We start from the raw sequence: 26,979 nt of genomic DNA, 5'->3' as shown, positions 1-26,979 counted from the left end.
CTGGGCAGAAATGGCCAAGATATACAGAAGAAGTTTTAGATAAGAATGGAGATGTTGTACGAGCAATAGGCACTCCCTATGATGCTCATCATATTATTGAAAATCAATTTGAAGGACCTCACGAATGGTGGAATATGCATCCAGCAAAGTTTCCTGATGAGCATCAAGGAGGTATACATGGAGCAGGATCGCCAAGTAGAGAATTATTTAAATAACAATTAAAAAAAGTAAAAATGTTTGAAAAATTTAAAAAATATATAATTGAAAATAAAAATCAAGAAAATAATTTGAAACATAACTTTTATAAAGTGAAGTTTGAAAATATTAGAGAAACAGAAATTTCAATCCAATTACCACTTGAATTAAAATTATTTTATGAAGAAGTAGGCTATGGTTTTTTTTACAAAAAATTAGATTCAATAGACAGATTGCTTTCTCCATTGCAAGTAAAACAAATTAATTTAAGAGAAGATTTTTACGAGTTTGACCCAGATTTAGAATTATTCAAAGCTGATTTTTATAAAGACAAATTAATTTTCTTTGAAATTAATGATGGAAATTATCTATTAATTAATAAAAGAAATGATCAAGATAAAAATGCGATATATTATTTTGACATAAAAATAGCTGATTCTCTTAGTGAGTTTTTGAATCGATTTGATGATGAGGGACATTATTTTGAATTAGATGAAATGTCATAAAGAACAGCTTATCTATTAAAGTAAATGTTTTGCTCTCTGCTCCTGTATCTTTCACAAGTAAGATATTTGCGACAGGATTTAGGGAATTGTTTAAATAACATATTAAATATTTTATTATGAGTTTTGAAAAAGAATTGAATTTTCTAAAGGAAAATGAAAATCAAGATAACTTAATTAATAATAAAATTAGAAGTAGTGTTCCCGAAATTAATAGTTTAAAGGAAAGTTATCCAAATCTACCTAATGATTTTTTTGAATATTTATTAGAAGTAGGTTCAGGGAATATAATGGAATCACAGTTTAAGGTAATGAAAGACTTATTTGATTTTAATGATTTAGGATTGGAAGATATCTATGATTTATCCGATAATATTAAGCTATTTGGTGATAATTATTCAGGTGATTTTGCCGGATTTGATATATTATGTAATAAAGATGAAGTTATTGAATTTTGGCACGATTCAAATGAGCTTCATTATACAGGAAAAACATTTAGAGAGTATATCAGAGAAAAAATGCTGATGGAGTAGATATAGCTGGTAGTATTTTGGATATGCAAAGAATAAATACAGATAAAGTTAAGTGATAAGGTATCTTTCTTTTTAATAAAGAGAGCTTAATATATGCTAAATAGAAAATAAGATATACGTTCATTGAAATAGAGAAAAGATGATTTACTAATTGGTCTGAATATGGAGTTGCAAAAAATCTTTTTCTAGCCAAAAATAAGTTTAGGCAAAAGTTGTGGTCACTAGCGAGACGCTCGCGAAAGCGGGGGAAATACTTTTAAATGTGTATGAGCATCAATTTGAATTTTATCCAGCGGCGCGTGGAAAAGTTTTTACAATAATAGAAAAATAAATATTATGCATAATTTGAAAAATATTCTTGAAATTTATAGAAAAGAAAACATAAATACCGACGAAATTATGTTCATCGAGATGATTGATAAATATAAGAGTTGGCAATCAATGACTGATCGAGAGAAGTTTCAAGATAAAAAGCAATCTTATTTAATAGATACTAAATTTGGTGGATTTTCTTTAGAAATTGAATATGAAACACAAATTATTTTCTTTTTAGAAAATTTATTGTGTTTTTTTGAAAGTATTAATGAGCAAGAATTTTTTCGGGAATATTTATCTCTTAGTCAAGAAAGCAAAATACTATTTCGTATTTATTATTTGTTGTATAGTGAAAAAGAATTATTACTATATACTAGAAGCTCAAGAGGAATAAAAATTCACATTCCACTTGAAACTTTTGAGAATCTAATAAATCAAATAAAATTTACTTCATTGTATAAAAAATACTCACTAGAAAAGTTATTTGAAGATTATAGTTTATTATTAGAATTATTTTCAAAAAAGCCTTTTGAATATGATGAAAAGTAAAGTGTTAATGCTACCTAGACTTGTTAATTTAGATGACTATATTGAAGGAGCAGCCCCCTCGCTGACGCGAGTGTCTCTCTCATGAATATGATGGAAGTTTTATTCTAAATAGAAGATAAAATTTAGATTCATTGAAATAGAAAAAAATATAATTTACTAATTGGTCTGAGTATAAAATCAAGTTTTTTTGTTTTAGAAGAGATTTATTTTAAAGATTATAAATTTAGAATTAAATATTAAGTTGTTTAAAATGAAAACATTAGATATAAATACATTTCCTAAAGTAGAAGTGTCGGAAATAGAATCAGTCTTATTAGCTCAAATGACTGAAGATAATGCTAATTTGATTACTTGGATTGAATTTTCTAATACTTTAAGCGCAGAACAAAAATTAGAAGTTTATAATAAGCGTATTGAACTGTTAAGAAAAATTGAAAAGGATAATTTTGAATCGATGAGCTCTGATGAAAAGAAAATACAAAATGAAAATTTTAACAAGAGCATGAATAATAATCATTTTACAGGTAATATGGGAGATTTAAAAGGAGAACATAGAAACAATAAAAAACATAAATGATATAATTTTACGAATGCCTACGTTGCTTGTGATATGTTCGCTTAAGAGAGGTTAATTTCTCAGACGTAATTCTGGCTTTATAATAACTAAAAATATGCTAAATTATATTTTTCAAATAATTTTTTTAATTCTAATGATGTATGTCTCTTGCAAGACTAAAATGTTGTTAGTATCTAATTATTTTATAGGCTTCTTTTTATTGTTATTTTTTACGTGGTCAAATTTTGAAGGAGTAACAAATTCGCTAATGATTAGAATCATGATGTTTATGTTTAATTTAATTTTTTATACTGTTTTATTCACGTTTTCATCATTTATCTATTTTGATAATGAAGATAATAAAAGACATTATTTTATAATTCCTTTTATCTCATATTTTGTTTTAGCATTTTTAGAATCAATTACATTAAACGTTGATGATTCATTTAGCTCTATGTTTGTGCCTGTTTTTATTGCTTTTTTTCCATTGTTTGTTTTAAAACATTATTTAAAGTATATAAAATGATAAGGTTTTATTCTAAAATAAGTTTATGCAAAGGTTGTGTTAATGAGGGAGACGTTTGTGCCGCTGGGGATGTTAGTATTACAAGGTAATGTTACAGAATTAGAATTGCAATTATTAATGAGAAAAAAATCGTGGTTTTAAAATGTAATTTTTCATAATGCTTGTAAATTTTTAAAGAATCAAGAACTAGTTTTAAAAGTTATAAAATATTTAGAGTGATGATTAATATTAGTGAAAGAATTTTGAATAAAAAAGTAACTGGAATTTATAATAATTTCTTTGAACAAACCTTAATGATTTCTTTTGAAGATGATTGTATACTTAAATTTAGTGGATGTGCAATTGTTTTTGATTTAGGTATGATAGGACATATTATTTCTTTCGTTTCTGACAGTGGCACATTAGGAATGGCTCTTGAATTAAAAAGAATTAAACTAGATCCAGAGGAATATAATTATTTATTAATAAGTAGAGATATAAAAGATTATGAGAATAAAAATGAAATTGTTATCTCATATAAAAAAATGGAGTTTAAAAATAATAATTAAGTACTATATGTTAACTTTTTAATGTTGCAGTGGTATGGTGATGTATCGGATTTGGTGATAGAAATTAAGAAGACAATAAACTTCACGAACACTTTATATGGACAGAGTAAGAAACTATAATATAATATCTCAAAGATTTGTTACAGAATCTTATGATATTCCTTTTGTAGAGACTAATTGTAGAAATGGTAGTAAATACGATGTATTTATTGAAGTATTTGATACCGATTTCACAAAATCCTTTTTTGAATATTTTAATATATTTAATTTATATGCAATTTATATTGTTGATGAAGGAGATGATTCTAGTTATTTTAATTTAAACATAATTTCAAAATATAACAATTATGGAAAGGACATTGTTGTGGTGAAAGCAGAGCTCAACTTTTTTATGAATATAGAGTATAATAATAGAACCGTAGTGGCAACACCATATTTTTTTAAATCTGATAATTTTGAAGAATTGAAAGTAGAGGAGGTTTTAAATGATGCATTATATTGGAAAGAAATTGTAATTGGAAGTTTTAGAAAAAATATTGTTAAGATCGATATTTTAAAATTATTAGAGAATGTTGAAATTAAAAGTGCTATAAAATTTTATACTGATAGAACTGAGGCTAATATAGAAGATATTCTAAGATTGAAACAAGACGCCTTAGATACAAATGCAGAATATATATCTAAAATCGAAGTTAGTCTTAATAAATAAAATAAAGCTTGTATTATTATGATTTAGCTGGTTAATGATATCATTAAAACAACTTGAAATATAATTCCTTGTCTTGTCCTGAAATAAGTTTACACAAAAGGACAAGAACGAGAACGTTGAAAAAAACAAAAGAATATAAATAAAGAATAAAATGAAAAACAAAATTACATTACTGGTAGTACTACAACTTTTTTTAATGCTGGGAGCTTGCAGTTCAGATTCAGGAAGCGATTCAGTTCCTACACCAGAACCTGTGGTAGTTAAAACGCCAAAAATAACTTCTTTTTCAAAAAACTCAGGAGAAATAGGAGAAACCATTACGCTAAGTGGTGAAAACTTATCAGATAAAATTAGCGAAATCAAAATAACTTTTGATGAAGTTAATGCTACAATTATCTCAGCAACAACAAAAGAAATTACTTTTATATTACCTAATTCAGAGAAAGTTTTGCCAAAATTTGCTCTAACAATAGCTGACAAAAAAGTGATAAATGAAGTTAAGAACGATTATAAGGGTGCTATTGGAATTTTACCAAAACCGTCTACTTCAGATTGGTTTACTATGGAAAATACTTCTTTAATAAATGATTTAGGGATTCACAGAATTCAACAATTAAGTGAAAGTAAATTATATTATTCGATAGATACGAATACGTCGGAGGGAACTAGCATATATAGAACACTTGATGGAGGTATTACTTGGATTCTATGGGCTCACAATACTTTAAGAGGAGGTTTTTATGTTACGGCGAATGATGAAGGATGGGCAGATAGAAGTTTTGCATTTTCAAAAATATCAAAAGAGGGATATTTAGGATTTGATGAATTTGCCAAATTTGAAGATAATCAAAAAGTTAGTGTATTTAAAGCCACGTATGTTGATGACGAAATGAAAAATGGAACGTGTGTTACGTATAAAGGAAAAGTTTATACAACCAATGACGGTATTAATTTTAGAAAAGCGTATGAAGTAAATATAACAGAAAGTGATGTTTTTTCTCTTTCTCTAAGCACCCAAATTGATAACGATCATATGTGGGTCATTGGTTCTAAAAGGATGAAGGGTAGAAATGATAATCTCTTAGATGATAGGCCTTTCATTTTGTTTAAAAATAATACAACAGATGGTTGGAAAGAGTATCCGTTTATTGATGAAGTAAACAGATGTTTAGCCAAAGAAATATATTTTGTTGACAAAACCAATGGTTTTCTTTTAATTGATAAGTATAATGATAATACTAAAATAGAGACTAAGTTATTTAAAACAGCTAATGGAGGTGATTCTTGGGAGCAGATTTATAACCAGCAATTTTTTACAAAGTTTACCTTTAAAGATGCTAATACAGGTTGGGCAATTGCTGAAAATAAAATATACAAAACTGTAGATGGAGCTGCTACCTGGACACTTGATTACACTCATGACCAGCCAATTAAAGCTATTTCGTATAAAAACAATGTGGTTTGGGCAATTTCTACAGATAAAATTATCAAGCGTTATTTAAAATAAAAATCTTCTTCAGGAGTACAGAATAAAAAACATGAAAAAAAATATTTTAGTCTTACTGGTATTGCTATTAAGTGTGGGCAGTTTTGCTCAAAAAATCAAGATAAGCAAAGGAGAGATCAAACTCGATAACAAAACAATTGGGTATGTCGAAGGGAAAAAGCCAAATTTTAAAATCTCGAATTTAGAAAAAAGTTACAGTCTTATTGTTGAGTTAAAGCAAGTATTACCGGTTCCTGCTATTCCTATTATGCTGTTAAAAAATGAAGGAACAGCGAAATTCAATGAAATTGCTTTTACGCTTGGAAAGTTTAATCCTTTTAATAATGAGAAAAGTGTTATAGCGGCATTGGTGGAGCATCAATATTTGAGTGCAGATGGTTTAAATGCAGCACTAACGGAAAGCTTTATTAATGGAGAGGCAACGGGTGTTTCTGCCAAATTATTAGCAGAGCAAAATGAAAAAGACCAGATAAATAATGCTATAAATGCGTATAAATTAACGATTGATGATGCAGGTACAATTTACAGTATAAAAGCACAAAATCCGGATCCAAATGATAAAAGAATCGGATATGTAAAAATGACATCACCTTCTAATAATGGAGAAGTGCAATACGAAATTCTAGATTTAGACAATTATCTTACAGCAACCTGGTTCGCAAGAGGAGGTACAATGTTAGATTATAATAGTTTTTTGAATCAGGAATTAATCACTGCTGACAGAAGGATATTCAAAGTACCATTTGATAACAGTGGTAATCCCATAGGTTATAAAATGAGCAAAGATATAACCGCCATGAATATAGTAAGAGCTTTGATAGGAGAAGGTTACACATTGCAACATCAAGGCATGGAGATCGAAAACAGAATTAGAGCTCAGAACATGCAGCAAAAACAAGAGCAGGCAAAATTGAATCAGGAAAGGTATGAAGCTGATAAATTAAAGTCAGTAAATATTTATGATAAAAAGGGATTTGTTGTTAATGAAAAGGGAGAAAAAACAGCAGGCGTTTTTAAGATAGAATTTGAACAAATCGCTTCTGAAAAAATAAATGGAAACAACACTTTTGTTCCGGGTCAGAAATTGTATCAGACAGATAATAAAAATATTTATCTCGCAAAATCAGGAATTCGTTTTTGTACAGAGGAAAGTAAAGAATGTTTTATTGGTTTAACTGCTAAAGGCGGAAGTATATTGTCTTCAGGAATAAGAGCTTTAAATGGTGATAATGCAGTTTTTTACAAGATTTTGCATGAAGATAATGGTCTTATGGTTTTAGCTTCTCCAAACAATTTAGAAGAATTAATACTAAAAATAAAAGCTCAGGAAAACGGTCTTTTTACTACTAAAGTAAGTAATGGTAAGTTAAAGAAAAATGTAAGCGAGTATCTGAAATGCGATGCAGTTGTATTTGAAAAGCATGATTTTAAAACGTTAGAAGGATTGATTAAAGTTTTAGAAGATTACAAAAGCAATTGTAATAAGTAATAAAAAAGAATAAAAAGAATAAAAAGAATAAAAAGAATAAAAAGAATAAAAAGAATAAAAAGAATAAAAAGAATAAAAAGAATAAAAAGAATAAAAAGAATAAAAAGAATAAAAAGAATAAAAAGAATAAAAATGAAAACAAGAATTTTAACAATAGTAGCATTGCAACTTTTTTTAATACTGAATAGCTGTTCCAGCTCAGACAATGAGTCAGTGAACATTGTAGATAAAGAAGAAATACAAACTGACTTTATAGCTGAAAATCAAGGTGATTTTGTTATAACGACTGATAATTTGGTTTATAATGTAAACATTAAATCTGATAGAATATATCCTTATATTGAGCAAATTGATGCAGAAGGAAAAACAACAGTACTTAAAACTTTAGATTTTACTTTTCCTAAGTTAGTGTTTTCTCAAAGTGGAGAACTTTTGTTGATTTCGCCAAATAAGACTAATGATTCAGATAAAATATTTCGATTTGAGAATAATTTTCAACAGTTAAATCCATTTTATGTGATGCAGGCTGAAAGCTCTCCTTTTGCGAAATTAGCTAGACTTGGAATTATTTGTAATGCCAATGATGGTTCCTATTTTGTTTTTGATTATACAAGCAATAATATAAAACGTATTATCCCTGAGTTAGGTACTGATGTTTTTATTGCAGGTTCAGGAAAGGAAGAAATAAAGGATGGTGATGGATTAGAGGCAGGATTTGGGGGTATTACAAAGATACTTTTTCATAAAAACATTTTCTATTTAATTGATAACAATTATAAAAGTAATGGCACTTCTGATGGAATTTCTTATATCAGGAAATTAGAATTTTTGAATAATAAATGGACAGTAACAACATTGATTTCGACACCAGGTGTGAATGTATATAAGGATCTGGCTTTTGATGCAAATAATAATTTACATGTTGTCGTTTCAGAAAAAGGAATCTATAAATTGAATCTTCAAAATAATGATTTATCCCTTTATAAGGATTGGAGTGTTAAAATTAGAAAAGATAATAGACAATATTATACCAATTTCAAAACTGTTACAGGCTTAAAGTTTAAAGGAAACGTGATGTATCTGGCAACAAGTGACTTGTTAATTAAAATTTCAGATTATCAATCTAAATTTGATGCATTAGGTAAATAAAAACTGTCTAAGATAAAACACTACAACCTTAAAGAAGTTGTAGTGTTTAAAAAAATACTGAATGAAGAAAACTTTACTTTTATTATTATTTATTGTTATTACATCATGTTATCAGGAAACTTCTATTTTGATAGAAGGCGATTTTACGACTTCGTATGTAAACGCTGATGAATCGGTTCCTGTTATCATAAAAATCGACAATCAGGTTACCGGTGCTGATACCTATCAATGGGAATTTGAAGGTGGAAGTCCTGCAACATCCTCGGAAAAAAATCCGGGGGAGATCTTGTATGAAAAACAAGGTACCTATGCTATTAAACTGCACCTTACCAATGTAGACGGAGAAATCCGTGACATTAGCAAAACAATTGAAATAAAAGAGGGAATTCACATTCAGTTTAAGCATGAAATTATAAAAAGTACTTTTTCACCAGTTGAGGTAGTACTTACTAATACAACACCCGGAGAAGGTTTAACCTTTCAGTGGGATTTTCAGGACGGAATACCAGCTTCTTTTACCGGAAAAACACCGCCTAATGTAGTTTTTACAACACCGGGAGAACATATAATTACCCTAACAGTTTCTAACGGATTTGAGTCAGAAAAACAAATTCAGACCATCAATGTAGCGCCTTATCTGGTGAGTGCCTTTGTATATGAATCAAAATTTGAAGACGATGATTATCAAAATCCGGTTGTAATTAATTTCATAAACAAATCAATAAGTGCTACAACTTATAAATGGACATTTGAGGGCGGTTCACCTGCCACTTCAACAGTAGAAAATCCGGTTGTGACTTTCTCTACAGTGGGAGAGCATCAGGTTACGCTGGAAGTTTTTAACGATAAAACAAGTCATATTTCCACCACATCAATAACAGTTTTACCCGATACCAATCTACGTGTTCTTACCGATGTGCAGTTAGGAATAAATGCAGCGCATACTACGAATAGTGTAGGCGCGATGTTTTCGACGACAACGAGATTGGTGTATAAAGCCAATGAAATTACAGCGCAAAACAGTCCTTTGATCGATATCGTTTTTCAGGGTTTAAACAGCAATTTTGGTTCAAACAAGTTCATTTCGCCGGATCAGGCAGGTAATTTTGGTTTTCTGCCCTTGAAAAATGCACAAAATACAGTCTTTATCAATTCACAAAATTTATGCAATTGTGGTTTGAATTTTACAGAAGCCCAATTTGATGCCATGGTAAATGATAATCCCCTAAAAGGATTAAATATAAATTATAGTGCGGCAGGAGCACAAGAATTTGGCAATACGTATCCACGTATCATTTTGTTTAAAACACAAGATGGACGAAAAGGCGCCATTAAAATAAAAGAAATGGTCAAAAACGGAACGGAGTCCTATATTTTATGTGACATCAAAGTACAAAAACAATAAGGTCGCTTACTAATGATAATAGAAAATAAAAAGAATTTATTTTGGGTGTTTGTTGTTTTTGTCTGTTTACTAAGTAAAAACGCCTACGCACAAGATGTTGATTTAGAAAATGTTTACAAGCCTAATTTTAAAGTAAGTGGAGCATTAAATGCCAATACCGTATTTTACGATTCGAATCAGGACAGTTCTCGTGAGCCTTTTACGTACTTGCTGTCGGGAAGTTTAAATTTTTCAGCTTTCAGCTTTAGCGTACCTGTTTTTTACAGTATTACGAATCAGGGAGAGAATTTAGGTTACACAGCACCTTTTGATTTTAACCGAATTTGTATAATGCCAAAATACAAATGGATCAAAGCCTATATTGGGAATGCGAGTATGACTTTTTCTCCTTATACCTTAAGCGGCATTCCGTTTAAGGGAATTGGTCTGGAACTAACACCAAGAGGACCTTTTAAAGTGAGCTTGATGGGAGGACAAATATTTAAAGCAGTCGCAGAAGACGAAGCTTTAGGCGGCGTTCCGGTATACGAGCGTTATGGATATGGTGTAAAAACGAGTTTCGAAAAAGAAAAGTATAAAATTGGGTGGATTGGTTTTTATGCCAAAGACAATGCAAATTCGCTGCAGTTTGTAGGAGAAGAGAAAGGCGTAACACCAAAAGAAAACTGGGTAAACAGTTTAACTTTTAATACATCGTTATTAAGTAATTTAACTTTTGATGTGGAATATGCCATGTCTGTAGTCACTGAAGATTCCCGTGCCAATTACAGAGCAGGAGGAAATTTTCGTGATAAAATTTTTTCGGCAAAGGAAAACACCGAATATTTAAATGCATTGAATGTCAATTTCGATTATGCCATTCAAAAAAGCAAATTAGGACTAACATACGAACGTATCGATCCCAATTATTACACTTTAGGCGCTATGTATTTTAATAACGATTTAGAAAATATTGCACTGCGGTTTTCGCGTCCTTTTTATAAGGATAACATTAACTTTTCTGCCAGTCTGGGATATCAGAGAGATAATCTGGCACAAGATAAAAAACAGGATTCCAAACGTGTAGTAGGATCTTTGAATATGAATTATAAAATTTCAGATCAGTTAAGTTTCAACGGAAGTTATTCTAATTTCTCAACTTATACCAATAAAAGACTGGATCAGTTTGAGATTATCAATAATCCTATTGTGGTACCTGCAGATACTTTAAATTACAGGCAATTGTCTCAGAATGCCAATTTTAATCTGACCTACGCTTTTGGAAAAAAGAAAAACCAAAATGTAAATTTCAATTACAGTATTGCGGGTCAGGCCAATCAACAGGGAGGCGTGATCAGACGAGGACAGGCAAGCACCGTACAGAATTATAATCTTGCTCATACAATCAACTTTACAGGGATAAAGACATCTTTTAACAGTTCGATAAATTATACAGAAAATCAGGTGTCTCAATTTGATAATTCATCTGTAGGAGCTTCAGTAGGAGTTTCTAAAAAATTATTAAAAGATAAAATGAATACCAATTTCGGTTTACTCTATAATAATACGGAGAGTAACGTAACCAGTAGTTCCGTTTTTGGTATCAAGTTCAACAACACGTATATGTTGCTGCAAAAACACAATTTTACATTAGGTCTGATTTCGATGTTTCGGAGTTCAACAGGCCGACCTCAAAATAATGATTTAATGTTGAATTTTAATTATGGATATTCTTTCTAATGAAATTAAAATCCAAAAATATAAAAGAAACTGCTATGCTCAAATTCATAACAATGACTACTTACACGCCGACTAAAAAGACAATTAATTTACAGTTATTCTTTTTACTATTCTTATTTGCTATTTCATTTTCGTATGGTCAGGATCTAACCGCTTCAAAAGAAGTAAGTGCGGCATCCAGTACTATAACCAAAATTGAAAAAGCGGACCGCTGGGTAGATAAATTTTCCAATCAGGAACTAACAGAACTTCCGGTGGGTATCCGCAACACGGTAAGCAATGTTCAGTACTCGATCGGAATTACAAAAGCTATTTTTTCTCCTGAATATACTACGCTAACTGTTTTTTGCAGAGTAGATATTCCACAAAAGGATAAAAATGGGCAACCCATGCAATTGTTCTTTGGAGCAAATGATGTAAAACTATCACATCAGGGAGGTATCATTGGCGAAGCAAAATTGGTATTACTGGGTAATGTTGAGATTCCGTTTAGTGAAAACAAATGGCAAGTATCCTTATACGGTGGTTTTAATATGGACACTGGTGCTACGGCAGATTTAACCTATGTAACCATAGATTGTGATGGATTTAAAGAAATGAAAATTTCCGGAGCAGTAGAATTTTCAAGGGACTTAATATTGCCTATAGATCCGGTATCAAAAACAGTTAATGAAGCCAAAACAACCGTTACTAAAACGTATTACAACGGAAAACAAGTTCCAATTCCGAATAGAGTTAGAGGAGAGTTTAATTTTATGGCAGGCAACTGGAATGATATTGTAGTAAATGTAGATTTGCAGCCTTTTGTTTTAAAAGAGAAACGAAATGGTAAAGATTATGATGGGAATTTTGAATTTATGGTCAGTAATGCCGTACTGGATTTAAGTGATCTTAAAAACAGTCCCGGTGTAGCTTTTCCGGATTATTACTTCAAAAACGGATTGCTGATGCCAAGTCAGGAATCCTGGAAAGGAATTTTTATACAGAATTTCAGGGTAGGTTTACCAAAAGAATTTCAAACCGGTGAAACGGCTTCCAAACAGGAGCGTGTAACCGTTGGAGCTCAAAATCTTATTATAGACCGATACGGTGTTTCAGGAACATTTTATGCCGATAATGTTTTTCCGCTGGAGCAGGGCGTTACAAGCAAAGAAAAAGCCTGGGCGTATTCATTGGATCATATTGATGTAACGATTGCTGCCAATACATTTGTAAAGGCCAATTTAAACGGGCAGATCCTTTTACCAATAAGTAAACCAACTACGGAAAAGAAATCAGAAAAAGATGCAAGTGGCAAAACGACTAAAGCAGGTCTGGCTTACAATGGTTTTATTTCGATGAACGAATACCGTTTAAACGTAGTTACCAAAGACTCCATTTCATTTGATTTATGGAAAGCCAAAGCGTTGCTACTACCCAATAGTTCTGTGGAATTAGCGTTAGTAGAAGGACGCTTTTTGCCAAAAGCCAACCTAAACGGAACGATATCCTTTGCTACCAATAAAAAAGCAACAGACGATAAAGCCGTAGAAGGAGATAAAGCAATTGATTTTAAAGGAATTACTTTTGAAGATCTGCAATTGCAAACTGTTTCCCCGATAATTTCAGTTCGAAATATGGGTTATGCAGGCACCGTTTCGTTTAGTAATTTTCCTGTTTCGATCGGTAATATAAACGTTGCGATGGACGGCGACAATACCCGAATCGATTTTGATCTTGGTATCAATTTAATGGATGCTGTAGGAGCAAGTGCCACCGCCAGAATTGGTATAAAAGGAAAAATGTACGATGACGGCATCAGGCAAAAATGCAGGTACGACGGATTAGATCTGTCGGCTATTAATATCGATTGCAAATTTGGCTCATTGAGCATTAAAGGAGGTTTAATCTTAATGGAAGATGATCCTGTATATGGAAATGGTTTTAATGCAGATCTGGAAGTCGATATTGCTAGTATAGTGAATGTTCGCGCCAAAGCTATTTTTGGGAGAAAAACATTCCGATACTGGTATTTTGATGCAGCAGTAAAATTTCCGCCTACACCCGGAACTCCTTTTATGATTACCGGTTTTGGAGGAGGTGCATACTATAAAATGCGAAGAAATTCAGATATTCCTATTGGTGATTTTTCTACATCGGGTTTAAGTTATACACCGGATGAAAAGATAAATTTAGGATTGAAAGCCTTAATTTATTTCCATATAGGATCAGAAACGATTTGCGATGGCGAAGCAGGTTTTGAAATAGCGTTCAACTCAAGAGGAGGAGTAAACAGACTGGCTATTTTTGGTAAAGCAAATGTTATGGCTAAAATACCGGGTATGAAAAAGATCAATGATCTGATCGGAAAGGTTGCTGGTGACGTAACGGCAAAATCAAGTTTTTTAGGCGTAAGCGAATCCGATCTTCAAGGCTCTTTTGCCAGTAAATATATTCCGGAAGCCAGTAAAGCAATTCCAGGCCCACTGTCTGCAGATGTTGGAATCAGAATGGCAACAGCAATCGAATTTGACTTTGAGCACAATTCACTGCACGCCACCATGGATACCTATATTAACACACCAGGTAATTTCTTATCAGGAACAGGACCCGGAGGAAGAGCGGTCTGGGCTGTTTTTCATAAAGATCCGCAGGACTGGTATATGTATTTGGGAACACCGGATGACCGATGTGGTGTAAAAATAGGGGTTGCAGGACTATTCCTGAAAACAACCAGTTATTTTATGGCAGGTTCAGTTTTACCGGGAAGTCCGCCACCACCGCCGGTTGTAGCAAAGATTTTGGGAGTTGATGTCAAAGAACTGGACTACATGCGTGATGAAAATTCATTGAAAAACGGAGGAGGAATGGCGTTTGGAGCCAGCTTAGATTTTGACACAGGAGACTTAAGTTTCTTGTTGTTCTATGCTCGTTTTCAGGCAGGAATGGGCTTTGATATTATGCTAAAAGATTACCAGCAGGCAAGATGTTCTAATACAGGCGATCAGGTAGGAATAAACGGCTGGTATGCTAACGGACAATCGTATGCTTATCTGCAGGGTGAGCTGGGTATTAGAGTTAAATTATCTTTTTTACGATTAAAAGTTCCAATTATTTCGGGAGGTGCAGCAGTACTGCTACAGGCAAAATTGCCAAATCCGGTTTGGATGCAGGGTTATATGGCAGGGAATATGAATATTTTGGGAGGATTGATAAAAGGAAAATTCCGTTTTAAATTTGAAATAGGAGAGCAATGTCAGTTCGAAGACGGATCTCCGTTAGGAGGTATTAAATTAATTACAGATGTAACCCCAAAAGAAGGTTCAGGAGATATTGATGTATTTGCAGTACCGCAAGCAGCTTTCTCTATGAAAGTGAATGAAGCATTTGTAATTCCTGAGGATTCGGGAGATGTAACTTATAAAATAATACTGGAAAAATTTAAAGTTTTTGATGGAGCAACTGAAATACCGGGTGTGTTTGAATGGAGTTCGATGAAAGACAGAGTAAATTTTGTTTCTAAAGATATTTTACCACCTAATAAAAAATTAAAAGTACAAGTAGAAGTAAGTTTTCAGAAAATGATAAATGGAGTGTTCCAGCCTATAAAAGTTGATGGACAAATTGCAAAAGAATTTGAAGAAAGAAGTTTTACAACAGGAGGTGCACCAAATTACATTCCGTTAAATAATGTACAGTATTCGTATCCGGTGGTCGATCAGAAATATTTCTTTGAAGAAGAATATCCAAAAGGTTATGTACAGCTTAAACGAGGTCAGGATTATCTGTTTGATGATGGCAAATGGGAAACCAAAGTAAAATTAAATGAAGATGGCACTTCAAACATAAAGGCTGCTGCTTTTACGTATGAAACAAACTCCAATCAGATTTATTACGACTTGCCAAATATCGATCAGCAGAAGAAGTATAATTTTTCTATTGTAAGCAGCTTAAAAACAGCTACGAGAAATAATACTGTAAGCAGTACAAGATCAAATAGTATTAATAATGAAGGTAATGATATTGAAATAAAAGAAAATCAGGCAGATGCATTGTCCAAAGCCGAAGGTGATATTGATCGACTTAATTATTCGTTTACTACCAGTAAATATAAAACGTATCTTTCTAAAATGAATTCGATAGCGACAAGAAGTTACAATTTTGGGGTATTGTATTCCGATGTTATTTTCCTGAGTAACTCCATTAACAGTGATGAAGCTTTTGATCTGGCAGATCTTCAAGGAGTAACCTATAGTGACAATAAACCTTTGATTGCAGCTCAGTCTAAACTAAATGATGAGTATTTCAGAACAGATATATTTCCTTTTTTGTATAGAGATTATCCTGTAAATGATTCTTACACTATAAGAAATAGAAATACAGAAGAATATGGTATTGTACCGGCAAAAGCAATACCGCTAAACGCGTATTATATGACTAGTATTGAAAATGATATTAATCATAGCTGGACGAAGGAAAATTTCCCTTATAAATACAACATGCCATTATTATACAAGGAAGATTGGGTTGATCTGAACAATCAGATTATGAACGATTATTTTGATGGAGTAGCAGCTAGTTTGTCGATTGCAAAACGCTTTATGAATAGTAGATTCTTGTTTATGCGATATGGTAATTACGACATTGAGATGAAGTACAACTTACCCGGAAATAAAAAATCCTCTGATTTTACGTATACATTCAAAAACAGAAACAGTTTTAGATAAGTTTTAAAACCGTAATTTCAAAAGTTACGAAAATTTAAGAAAGCCAATACACCCTAAAAAGGAAAGTATTGGCTTTTTTGTTTCTGTTAAGTACGTTCTCAATTGCTAACTATTTATTGTATTGCAAATTTAAAACTGCAGTGCTTTTTTTTGTAATTTTTTAAGTGTTAAGTTTTCTGGCTTTTCATCAATATATTGCTATTACAGATGTTTGTATTGTGTTAAAATGCAATTATGTCTGATATTGTTACAAATAAACGTCTACAACTGCTATGGTATTTCTTTTTGTATTTAAGTTTGAAAAATCAATCAAAATAAGTCGCTAATTAGAGAATTAAAAGCTTCTGCCTTTCTTAAGTCAGATAGTTTTAATTATGTAGTGCAAAAATTGATTTAATTATTTTATTAACATGTAAATTAAGTAGTAATGTCAAAAATCAAACTTTTTTTACTCTTATTCTTTTTTGTTTCTTTAACGTATTCTCAATCAAAAGAGACTGCTATTGTGGTTAATTCGCGAGCTCAAAAAGATAAGATATTAATTCGTTGGGCTATAAATTCACCAATTGAGTGGAAAAAAGCCCATAAAAAAGGATTTATAATCAATAGGATTACAGTTTTGCGTAATGGTAAAATTGTGCCAAAACCGGAGAAAACACTTTTAACTCCTACACCGCTGAAGCCAGATGTTTTAGATGCTTGGCTTGATCTGGTACAAAAAGACGGTAATGCTGCCATTATTGCGCAAGCTATTTATGGAGATAGTTTTGAAGTAACAGGAGCGAAAGAAGGCAGTATATCCAAAATAATCAGCATGGCTGATGAACTCGATCAGCGCTACACCTTTGCCTTGTACGCAGCCGATATGAATTTTGATGCAGCTGTAAAAGCAGGATGGGGATATGTTGATACCAATATAAAAGAAAATGAGGTTTATGCCTATCAGATTAGTGTTTTTGAAACTCCTAAAGTTAAAAAAGCCTCTTCTATGATTGGATTAAAAGACTATACTGATCTACCGGCACCAACAGATTTTATAGCCATTGCTGATGATAAAAAAGTAATGCTTTCCTGGGATTATGAAACTTTTAAAACAATCTACACCTCTTTTATGGTAGAGAAATCAGAAGATGGTATCAACTACAAGCCTATTGCCAATACACCTTTGGTAAATTTAAATGATAAAGACGGTAGTCCGTCAAAAAGCATGCATTATATAGATACACTAAAAGTAAATGATAAGCTATATCATTACAGATTATATGGCATCACTTCCTTTGGGGAAAAAGGGCAGCTGACCAAACCAATTACTGCAACTGGAATAACAGCGGTATCCGTTGCAGCAAGATTAACAGATTATAGCATTATAAATTCTAATGAAGTAAATCTGGTATGGGAATATCCGCAAGAGTCAGAAAATGCAATTCAGGGGTATGAAATTAATTTGGCACCAGATGATAAAGGACCCTATAAAGTTGTTTCAAAACTGATTGCGCCTGCGGATAGAAAGTTTAATTTTAAAGAGAGCCTCTATCCTTCCAATTATTTTAAAATTACGACGGTTGGTAAAAACAACCAGAGACTTACTTCTTACAGTATGCTGGTACAGCCTGTAGATTCTATTCCACCGGTCAAACCAACAGGACTTGAAGGTGTGATTGACAGTCTGGGTGTCGTAAATTTAAAATGGAATCCCAATACTGAACGTGATTTAAGAGGATATCGAATCTTAAGAGCGAATAATCCTGATGAAGAATTTGTAGATATTTACCATAAATCATTTACAGGAGCAACGTACAAAGACACTGTAAGTCTTAAACTGACAAACAGTAAAGTGTATTATAAAGTGGCTGCCGAAGATATGCGATACAACATATCAGAACTTTCAGATGCCTTAGTTCTGGATAAACCAGATAAAATTCCGCCATCAGCTCCTATTTTTAAAGATTATGATATTAAAGAAGGTAAGGTAACCTTAAAATGGATTCGAAGTTATAGTGAAGATGTGGTTGGGTACAAATTAGTGCGGAGAGAAAAAGGACAGCCGGAATGGGCAGAGCTTAAGCAAATGAACGATACGATTCAGGAATTTACAGATGAGAAGATCCAAAACAGAAAAATATACCAATACGGAATCATGGCAAAAGATAAAAATAATCTTTGGTCATCGTTAGAACATTCTACTTTAACAGTTACTGTATTAGATTTTAAACCTGTAAAAGCAATTAGCTTTCTTGAAGGAACTCCAGACAGGGAAAAGAAAAAGATAGTTCTGAATTGGGATTATGTTAATAACAAAGACAAAGTTTTGGGAGTAAGTATTTATAAAAATGTAAAAGGATTTCAGCCAACACTATGGAGGGAAATAAATAGTGAGGTACGAACATTAGAGGACCTTAAACTTAAAATGAACACGGAATACGAATATCGTTTGATTCCTAATTTAGAGAGTAATAACCCTGCGAGGCAGGAAATTTTAACAGTACTATATTAAGCATATGAAGAAAATTTACTTAGGAATATTTTTAATGATTTGTTTTAGTAGCTTTTCACAGATAAATATAAGTGGTGATGGTTATTCTACTTTAAGAGTTACTGGAAAAGTAGGGAATAGTGGAGGTGTCTGTCCTAACAACAAGATTACTGGAGGATTGCAGTGGATTGCAACAAAAGACAGGAATGGTAAATATGAAACTATCGTTCAGGGTAATGCGTCATATCCCGATAATGGGAAAGCATTAGCAAATGAATCTTTTGATTCTAACACTATAATTTTTAGAGATGATAAACAAATTACGGAGTTAGTTATAGGAACTAGTTACAAACCAAAAGGCAACAGGTGTTTTGGTAATGATTTTACAGATCAAAAAATTAGTATTACAGGAAACTACGATAAATATTTTGACTTTTCTAATTTGAAACTAAATCAGCCTGGTGAAGTACAAATTAATGTTGATCCTGTCATTAATTTGACGAATCAGGATACAAACAATACTTTTATTGGTGCAGAATCGTCAATTGTTGTTCAGGCAATAGCAGGTGTGGAACCTCAGTATTTTGAATGGATGTATCATATCGAAGGGGATAGGGTGTATCGTCAAATTAGTCCAGTTCGTGGATTTTGGCAAGATGTCTGGAACGATCTGCCAAGTGGTTATCAGGGTAAAAACTCATTGAATATAAAAGCAAAAGATTTTTTGCCGAAAGAAGCAATAGGTAAAAAAATCTTTCTAAGAGCTAGTAAAAAATCAGACAATGCTCCTATAGAATTATTTTATGCTATGTCAGCTCCCCACATTGTATCGATTGAAGAAATTGAAACAAGTTGTTTTGATACTACAGACGGAAAAATAAAGATCAATTTTAGCAGGCCTTTAGAAGATGGTGAAACATTGACTTTGGATTTTAGTGGAACTTATCAAGGAGATATTTACAACATTAGTAAAGATGGAAATCTTGGAGGCGGAAAATTAGCTCCTGATAATTCTTATACTATTGAGTATTTAGCAAAAGGGAAAAGCCATTTAAACTTACTGGGATTTTGCAAAAAAAATGGCTATAATGCCAGTACTTATGTAAATGATCCGGAACATCAAAAAGATTTTGAAGTAACCTCGCCCCCAAGAGTAGACTTTTCGCTTGTAAAGAAGAATGATGTTCTTTGTAGCGGAGGAAGTCAGGATGGAGCCATTATAATAACTGCAACAGGAGGTTCAGCTAAAAGAGGTATTTATCAATATTCTTTGAATAATACTGTAACATGGCAAAATTTTTCAAATGGAGCGCAGCATACCATTAAAGGTTTATCGGTAGGAACTTATTTTGTACACGTCAGAAAAGTAAAAGATATAAATGATAAAGGAGGGGGCTGTTTTGCCCAAAATGCTCAGGGATCTAATAAGTATTTGTCAATGCAAATTGATGAGCCCGCTGCTGTTGTATCTTTATATAAAACTTCTACTCAAGAACCTCCTTTTCATGGTGGAACAAATGGCAATATTACTGTTTCCGTAACAGGAGGAACACCAATTAATGGTAATTCGTATATGTATGAATGGAGAAACAGTAAAAATGCTGTGATCAGCAATACGAAAACTACCACTCAATTTGGTGGTGGTTTGTATGCTATTATTTTAAAAGATGTTCCAGCCGATATCTATACTTTTACTGTCTGGGATGCAAATTATGCAACAGCCGCAGATAAAACCGGTTGTACAATAATCCCGGTAAATATTGTGTTGAAACAGCCTGATCCGCTTGAGGTGACGTTGAATGTTAAAAAAACAATTTCTTGTAATGTCACCAATCAATTTGGAAATGAAGCAGATATAAATCCTGCTGATGGACAGAGAGATGAATCACAAGATGGTATTTTAGAGGTGAATGTAAAAGGTGGTGTGCCTTTTACAGGTTTTAATAATGGAGGACTACCGTACAAGTATTTTTGGAAAAAACAGCAGAAAAATGGTAGCTGGATCACTATAAATCATCATGAAGCTACTATTGAAAACTTATCACATGGTAACTATTCCGTAAATGTTGAAGATAAAAATGGTATTAGGTTAGGGGATTATGTAAACAATGTTTTAGTCGCAGAGCGTGATAGTATTCAATTCATGAAACAGCCTGATAAATTAGAATTAACTTTTACTAAGGAAGATATTTTTTGTAGTCAAGGAGATAATGGCTGGATAAAAACAAATGTTAAGGGAGGTACACCACCTTATAAATACCAATGGTCTAATGGCGAAAAAACGGACAATATAACAGGTTTAAATACAGGTAATTATTTCGTGCAAATTACAGATGCTAAAGGATGTGTCGTACAGGGAAGTATACTAATTAAGCAACCAAATAGTATGTTGATTAATGAAACTGTTATAAATCCGACCTGTTTTCAAGGAAACGATGGTACAATTAACTTAGCACCAACAGGAGGTGTTCAGCCTTACCAATATATCTGGAATACTGGGCAAACTACTCAAAGTATCTCTAATTTAACAGCAGGGAAATATTCAGTAACATTAACCGATGCACAAGGTTGTATTTTGATTCAGAAATTTGAATTAAAGGATCCAGCTCCTGTACCTATAGATCTTGGAGCTGATAGAACAATATGTCAGGATCAGATTGTAGATCTGGACGTTTCATTTCCATCGGCTACAAAATACGAATGGACTTCGACTAACGGTTTTACATCAGATAAAGCAAAAGTAAGTTTAACTGAAGCAGGAATATATAAGGTAAAAGTAACTACAGATTTAGGCTGTATTGGAGAGGATGAAATTGAGATTTCAATCAATAATGCTAAAATTAGTTCAGAATTTTTATTAAGTACTCAGGCCTATATGGATGAAGAGGTAATATTGATAAATACAAGTAATCCTTTGGGGGAGACAACAAAATGGAACATACCAAATGATGTTACTATTGTTGACGAAAATGAGCAATACATAACCTTAAAATTTAAGGATTTAGGAACTTATGATATTTCATTAGAGCAGACTCAGGGCGAATGTTATGCAATTTACACTAAAAGTATTATGGTAGAAAAAAGAAGCATCCTGACCAATAAAAATGCAACAGGAATTGCTTTTATAAATGATTTTATAGTGTCTCCTAATCCAAGTAATGGGAATTTTAAAGTACTTGTAAATTTAGAGAATGAGAGTCCGGTGAATCTACGATTGTTTGCTTCTAATGGTCAAAGTTCCTTATTACAGAAAAAAGAGGCAGGAGAAAAAAAATATTTATTTGATTTTGATGTAACGCTATCCTCCGGTATCTACATTTTAGTCTTAGAAACAGAACAACAAACACTTGTTAAGAAAATTATCATCTATTAAAAATGAAAAACTTCTATAAAAATATATTTTTATTTATAATCTTTCCTCTTTGGGGAGTAGGGGGATTTGGCTTGGCGACATATGCCCAGTTACATCCAGTGCAGCTTAATCCAACATTTAATTTACCGTATGCGCTTAAAATTTCGGATTATGCTAACAGCGCAGATACCAAAATGCAGTTAGTAATTAATCCTACCGATATTTCTATTGCGCAAAGACAGGTAAGGCTAAAATTATACATTCAGGGAAATCGTTTTAACATACAAAGTAGTGATTACATTCAAGGGCAAAGGCCAATATTTATTACTGGTGGCGAATTACAAACATTAACTAATGCAGATATTGCAGCACTCTTTAGATTAGAAAATCTGCAAGGAATTTCGGCCGCACAATATGCAGCTCCATTACCGGACGGGATGTATAATTTTTGTTTTGAAATATATGATTTTATTACCAATAAAAGACTGTCGCAAAAGACTTGCAGTATGATTTATCTGCAACTTAATGAACCGCCAATACTTAATATACCAGTGAAAAACGAGCAGATCGTTGCTTCAAATTTCCCGAATATTCTTTTTAATTGGACACCTCGACAGATCAACGCGACCAATGTTTCATATAAATTTGAGTTAAAGCAAATTCTCGACCCTAATTTAGATCCACAAACTGCATTTATGATGGCTCCTTTACTTCATGAACAGACAGTTTTTAGTCCAACTTTATTGTATAATTTATCTATGCCAATACTTATACCAGGTATGCGTTATGCATGGCGTGTAAAGGCTATTTCGACAACAGGTTTATCTGAAAATGCAGTTTTTAAAAATAATGGTTATAGTGAAATATTCTCTTTTAAATATGCTGCTAATTGTGCTGTTCCAACCTTTTTACTTAGTCAGGCACAAAGTGCCAAGACTGCTAAGATAACATGGCTTAGTCAGCCTGAGTACCGAAAGGTTCACGTACAATATCGAAGAAAAGGAGTAGCTAAAGCAGAATGGTTTTCTATTAATACCCAAAATGATCAGGTAATGTTAACTAATCTCGAACCTAACGAAAGCTATGAATTTCGGGTGGGAGCTACCTGTGATTTACCTCAGTATGGTACTGAACCAAGTTATGTGTACAGCAATATTCAGGTATTTAAAATGCCGGAAAAAAACAATCCGAAATTAGTATACAATTGTGGTATTGAGCCTAAAATAAAAATTAGCAATCAAACACCCCTTACCAATTTGATTCAAAGCGAAACATTTACAGCAGGCGATTTTCCGGTCACTATTTTAGAACTTACAGGAAATAGTCCATATTCTGGAAAAGGCTATATCGTCGTGCCTTATTTATCTGACACGAAAATTACAGTTCAGTTTAACAACATTATGGTTAATACAGATTATCAATTAATCAGAGGTATCGTTAAAACAACTTATGACAGTGCCGGGAAAATTTAAGAAAAGAATTTCTACCTGAGATTATGAGATGGAAGCCTTTACAAGGACTTTCGATATGTAGGCAATCTGATTAAATGTACTAGGAGTAAAAAATATTACACTTATTAATATTCTGGGATATTGATCGGTAATGGGTTTGCTATGCTAAGTCAATAAAGAAAAAAGAAATTAACAGAAAACTATCCAAATGAAGAAAACTTTACTCTTACTATTATGTATAGTTATTACGTCATGTTATCAGGAAACTTCCATTTTGATAGAAGGTGATTTTACAACTTCGTATGTAAATGGTGATGAATCCGTACCAGTGACTATAAAAATTGATAATAAGGTGACAGGTGCTGATACTTATAAATGGGAATTTGAAGGAGGGAGACCAGCTACATCATCTGAAAAAAATCCCGGTGAGGTACTATATGAAAAACAAGGCAGCTATGGCATAAAATTACATCTTACCAATGTAGATGGAGAAATCCGTGACATTAGCAAAACAATAGAAATAAAAGAAGGAATTCACATTCAGTTTAAGCATGAAATTATAAAAAGTAATTATTCACCAGTTGAGGTAGCGATCAACAATACAACACCAGGAGAGGGATTAAATTTTAAGTGGGATTTTCAGGAAGGATTACCTGCATCATTTATAGGAAAGACACCACCAATTGTAGTTTTTACAACACCGGGAGATCATGATATCACTTTAACAGTTTCTAACGGATTTGAGTCAGAAAAAGAAGTTAGGACCATTAATGTGGCACCATACTTAATGAGTGCATTTGTGGATAAACCCAAATTTGAAGATGATGATTATCAAAATCCGGTTGTAGTTCATTTTAGTAATAGGTCAGTTAGTGCGACAAGTTACAAATGGACATTTGAAGGAGGATCACCTGCAACTTCAACAGAAGAAAATCCGGTTGTGACTTTCTCGACTGTGGGTCAGCATCAGATTACACTGGAAGTATTTAACGATAAAACAAGTCATATCAGTATTGTACCAATAACAGTTTTACCGGATACGAACTTGCGGGTATTTAATGATGTACAGTTTGGGATAAATGTGGCTCATAACACTAATAGTGTTGGAGCGATGTTTTCTACTACGACAAGATTATTGTACAAAGCCAATGAAATTACAGATCAAAGCAGCCCTTTTGTTGATATCGTTTTTCAGAGTTTAAACAGCGATTTTGGTTCGAATAAGTTCATTTCTCCGGATCAGGCTGTTAATTTTGGTTTTCTGCCATTGAAAAATGCACAAAATACAGTATTTATCAATTCGCAAAGTTTATGCAACTGTGGTTTGAATTTTACGGAAACCCAATTTGATGCAATGGTAGATGATACATCAATAAAAGGATTAAATATAAACTATAGTGCAGCAGGAGCACAGGAGTTTGGATTTGCTTATCCTCGTATCATTTTGTTTCAAACGCAAGATGGACGAAAAGGAGTTATTAAAATAAAAGAAATGGTCAAAAAAGGTACTGAATCTTATATTTTATGTGATATCAAAGTTCAAAAACAATAATGTTGCCTGTCATATGATGCGAGAAAAGAAATTGTTTTGGGTGTTAGTCGTTTTTGTTTTTTTTCTAAATAAAGATGCGTACGCACAAGATATAGATTTAGAGAATGTTTATAAGCCCAATTTTAAAGTGAGTGGAGCTGTAAATGCCAACACGGTATTTTATAATTCGAATCAGGATATCTCTAGGGAACCTTTTACCTATCTGCTTTCAGGAAGTTTAAATTTTTCAGCTTTCAGCTTTAGTGTTCCGGTTTTTTACAGTATTACCAATCAAGGAGAGAATTCTGGTTATACATCGCCTATCGATTTTAATCGAATTTGCATTATGCCAAAATACAGGTGGATCAAAGCATATATAGGAAATACTAGTATGAGCTTTTCACCTTATACTCTGAGCGGAATTCCATTTAAGGGAATTGGTCTGGAACTAACGCCAAGAATTCCTTTTAAGATTAGTTTAATGGGAGGACAAATATTTAAAGCTGTCACAGAGGACAGAGCTTTAGGCGGAGTTCCTATATATGAGCGTTATGGATATGGTGTAAAAACCAGTTTCGAAAAAGAAAAGTATAAAGTTGGATGGATTGGTTTTTATGCTAAGGACAATGAAAATTCGTTGTTTTTGGGAAGAGATGAGAAAGGTATAACACCAAAAGAAAATTTGGTAAATAGTTTAACCTTTAGCACATCGTTATTGAATAATTTAACTTTTGATTTTGAATATGCTATGTCTGCCTTAACGGAAGATTCGCGTGCGGATAAAAGAAAGGGAGGGAATCTAAGAGATAAAATATTTTCAGCTAAACAAACAACAAGTTACTTGAATGCATTAAATGTTAATTTCGATTATACCATTCAAAAAAGTAAACTTGGTTTAACCTACGAACGTATAGATCCCAATTATTATACTTTGGGTGCTATGTATTTTAATAATGATTTAGAAAATATTGCACTACGCTTTTCACGTTCTTTTTATAAGGATAAAATAAATTTTTCAGCAAGTTTAGGGTACCAGAGAGATAATTTAGCCAAAGAGAAAACGCAGAATTCCAAGCGTGTCGTTGGGACTTTAAATATGAATTACAAAATTACGGATCAGCTTAGTTTTACCGGTAGTTATTCCAATTTTTCAACTTACACCAATAGAAATCCGAATCAGTTTGAACTCATTAATAATCCAATTATAGTACCTGCTGATACGCTTGATTATAGGCAATTATCGCAAAATTCGAATTTTAGTTTAATGTATGCTTTTGGAAAGAAGAAGAACCAGAATGTAAACTTTAACTATAATATTGCGAGTCAGGCAAATGAACAAGGAGGTGTGATTAGAAGGGGACAGGCAAGTACAGTACAAAATTATAGTGTTGCACATACAATCAATTTTGAAGGAATTAAAACCTCCCTGAACAGTTCGTTGAATTACACAAGTAATCAGGTTGCAACATCAGATAATTCAGCTGTGGGAGCTTCTGTAGGAGTTTCAAAAAAAATATTAAAAGATAAAATGAATACCAATTTCGGGTTGCTGTACAATACCTCCCAAAGTAATATTACAAGTTCTGTATTTGGCATTAAATTCAATAATACTTATGCCTTATTGCAAAAACACAATTTTACATTAGGTATGATTTCGATGTATCGGAGTTCTTCCGGTAAACCCCAAAACAATGATTTAACGTTAAATTTTAATTACGGATATTCTTTCTAATGAAATTAAGATCAAAATAAAATAAAAAAAC

17 protein-coding genes are annotated in these 26,979 nt (G+C 32.4%); all 17 read left to right on the top strand.

Translation table 11 applies throughout. The features are described 5' to 3' along the window. Nucleotides 1–233: 233 nt before the first annotated feature. Nucleotides 234–701 (top strand): SMI1/KNR4 family protein, encoded by a 468-nt coding sequence (locus B0A66_RS05560; protein ID WP_089048868.1) that lies wholly within the window; start codon nt 234–236, stop codon nt 699–701. Nucleotides 702–817: 116 nt separating this feature from the next. Then, the gene (locus tag B0A66_RS05555) at nt 818–1,231 is read left to right on the top strand and encodes an SMI1/KNR4 family protein (RefSeq protein WP_089048867.1); all 414 of its coding nucleotides are present in this window, start codon (nt 818–820) and stop codon (nt 1,229–1,231) included. A 336-nt stretch (nt 1,232–1,567) separates the two neighbouring features. Continuing rightward, nucleotides 1,568–2,095, top strand: a complete 528-nt coding sequence (locus B0A66_RS05550; protein WP_089048866.1) for a hypothetical protein — start codon at nt 1,568–1,570, stop codon at nt 2,093–2,095. A gap of 250 nt (nt 2,096–2,345) precedes the next feature. Next, nucleotides 2,346–2,672: a hypothetical protein gene (locus B0A66_RS05545; protein WP_089048865.1), complete on the top strand. Its 327-nt coding sequence runs from the start codon at nt 2,346–2,348 to the stop codon at nt 2,670–2,672. A gap of 723 nt (nt 2,673–3,395) precedes the next feature. Further along, the gene (locus tag B0A66_RS05535; RefSeq protein ID WP_089048863.1) at nt 3,396–3,725 is read left to right on the top strand and encodes a hypothetical protein; all 330 of its coding nucleotides are present in this window, start codon (nt 3,396–3,398) and stop codon (nt 3,723–3,725) included. Between the two features lie 97 nt (nt 3,726–3,822). Next, nucleotides 3,823–4,434, top strand: coding sequence for a hypothetical protein (locus B0A66_RS05530; RefSeq protein ID WP_089048862.1), 612 nt, complete (start codon nt 3,823–3,825; stop codon nt 4,432–4,434). 151 nt (nt 4,435–4,585) lie between these two features. Then, nucleotides 4,586–5,941 (top strand): IPT/TIG domain-containing protein, encoded by a 1,356-nt coding sequence (locus B0A66_RS05525; RefSeq protein ID WP_089048861.1) that lies wholly within the window; start codon nt 4,586–4,588, stop codon nt 5,939–5,941. Nucleotides 5,942–5,972: 31 nt separating this feature from the next. After that, nucleotides 5,973–7,430, top strand: a complete 1,458-nt coding sequence (locus B0A66_RS05520) for a hypothetical protein (protein WP_089048860.1) — start codon at nt 5,973–5,975, stop codon at nt 7,428–7,430. Between the two features lie 132 nt (nt 7,431–7,562). Then, a complete protein-coding gene (locus B0A66_RS05510) occupies nt 7,563–8,579 on the top strand; it encodes a hypothetical protein (RefSeq protein ID WP_123868215.1) in 1,017 nt (338 codons plus the stop codon). A 61-nt stretch (nt 8,580–8,640) separates the two neighbouring features. After that, on the top strand, nt 8,641–9,984 hold the full coding sequence (locus B0A66_RS05505) for a PKD domain-containing protein (RefSeq protein WP_089048857.1): 1,344 nt from the start codon (nt 8,641–8,643) through the stop codon (nt 9,982–9,984). 12 nt (nt 9,985–9,996) lie between these two features. Beyond that, entirely contained in the window at nt 9,997–11,703 is a 1,707-nt protein-coding gene (locus B0A66_RS05500; RefSeq protein ID WP_244283395.1) for a hypothetical protein, read from the top strand. 35 nt (nt 11,704–11,738) lie between these two features. Next, nucleotides 11,739–16,409, top strand: coding sequence for a hypothetical protein (locus B0A66_RS05495; RefSeq protein WP_244283394.1), 4,671 nt, complete (start codon nt 11,739–11,741; stop codon nt 16,407–16,409). 427 nt (nt 16,410–16,836) lie between these two features. Further along, nucleotides 16,837–18,903 (top strand): fibronectin type III domain-containing protein, encoded by a 2,067-nt coding sequence (locus B0A66_RS05490; protein ID WP_089048856.1) that lies wholly within the window; start codon nt 16,837–16,839, stop codon nt 18,901–18,903. Between the two features lie 4 nt (nt 18,904–18,907). Continuing rightward, the gene (locus tag B0A66_RS05485; RefSeq protein ID WP_089048855.1) at nt 18,908–22,255 is read left to right on the top strand and encodes a T9SS type A sorting domain-containing protein; all 3,348 of its coding nucleotides are present in this window, start codon (nt 18,908–18,910) and stop codon (nt 22,253–22,255) included. A gap of 2 nt (nt 22,256–22,257) precedes the next feature. Next, nucleotides 22,258–23,706 carry a fibronectin type III domain-containing protein gene (locus tag B0A66_RS05480; RefSeq protein ID WP_089048854.1) on the top strand — a complete coding sequence of 483 codons (1,449 nt, stop codon included), beginning with the start codon at nt 22,258–22,260 and terminating at the stop codon, nt 23,704–23,706. 187 nt (nt 23,707–23,893) lie between these two features. Further along, nucleotides 23,894–25,237: a PKD domain-containing protein gene (locus tag B0A66_RS05475; RefSeq protein ID WP_123868214.1), complete on the top strand. Its 1,344-nt coding sequence runs from the start codon at nt 23,894–23,896 to the stop codon at nt 25,235–25,237. Then, nucleotides 25,212–26,948: a hypothetical protein gene (locus B0A66_RS05470; protein ID WP_244283393.1), complete on the top strand. Its 1,737-nt coding sequence runs from the start codon at nt 25,212–25,214 to the stop codon at nt 26,946–26,948. The genes B0A66_RS05475 and B0A66_RS05470 overlap by 26 nt, the downstream gene beginning before the upstream one ends. The last annotated feature ends 31 nt before the right edge of the window (nt 26,949–26,979 follow it).

Origin of the sequence: Flavobacterium hercynium (assembly GCF_002217285.1) — a bacterium.
GTDB lineage: Bacteria > Bacteroidota > Bacteroidia > Flavobacteriales > Flavobacteriaceae > Flavobacterium > Flavobacterium hercynium.
This window is presented reverse-complemented; position numbering and strand designations above follow the sequence as displayed.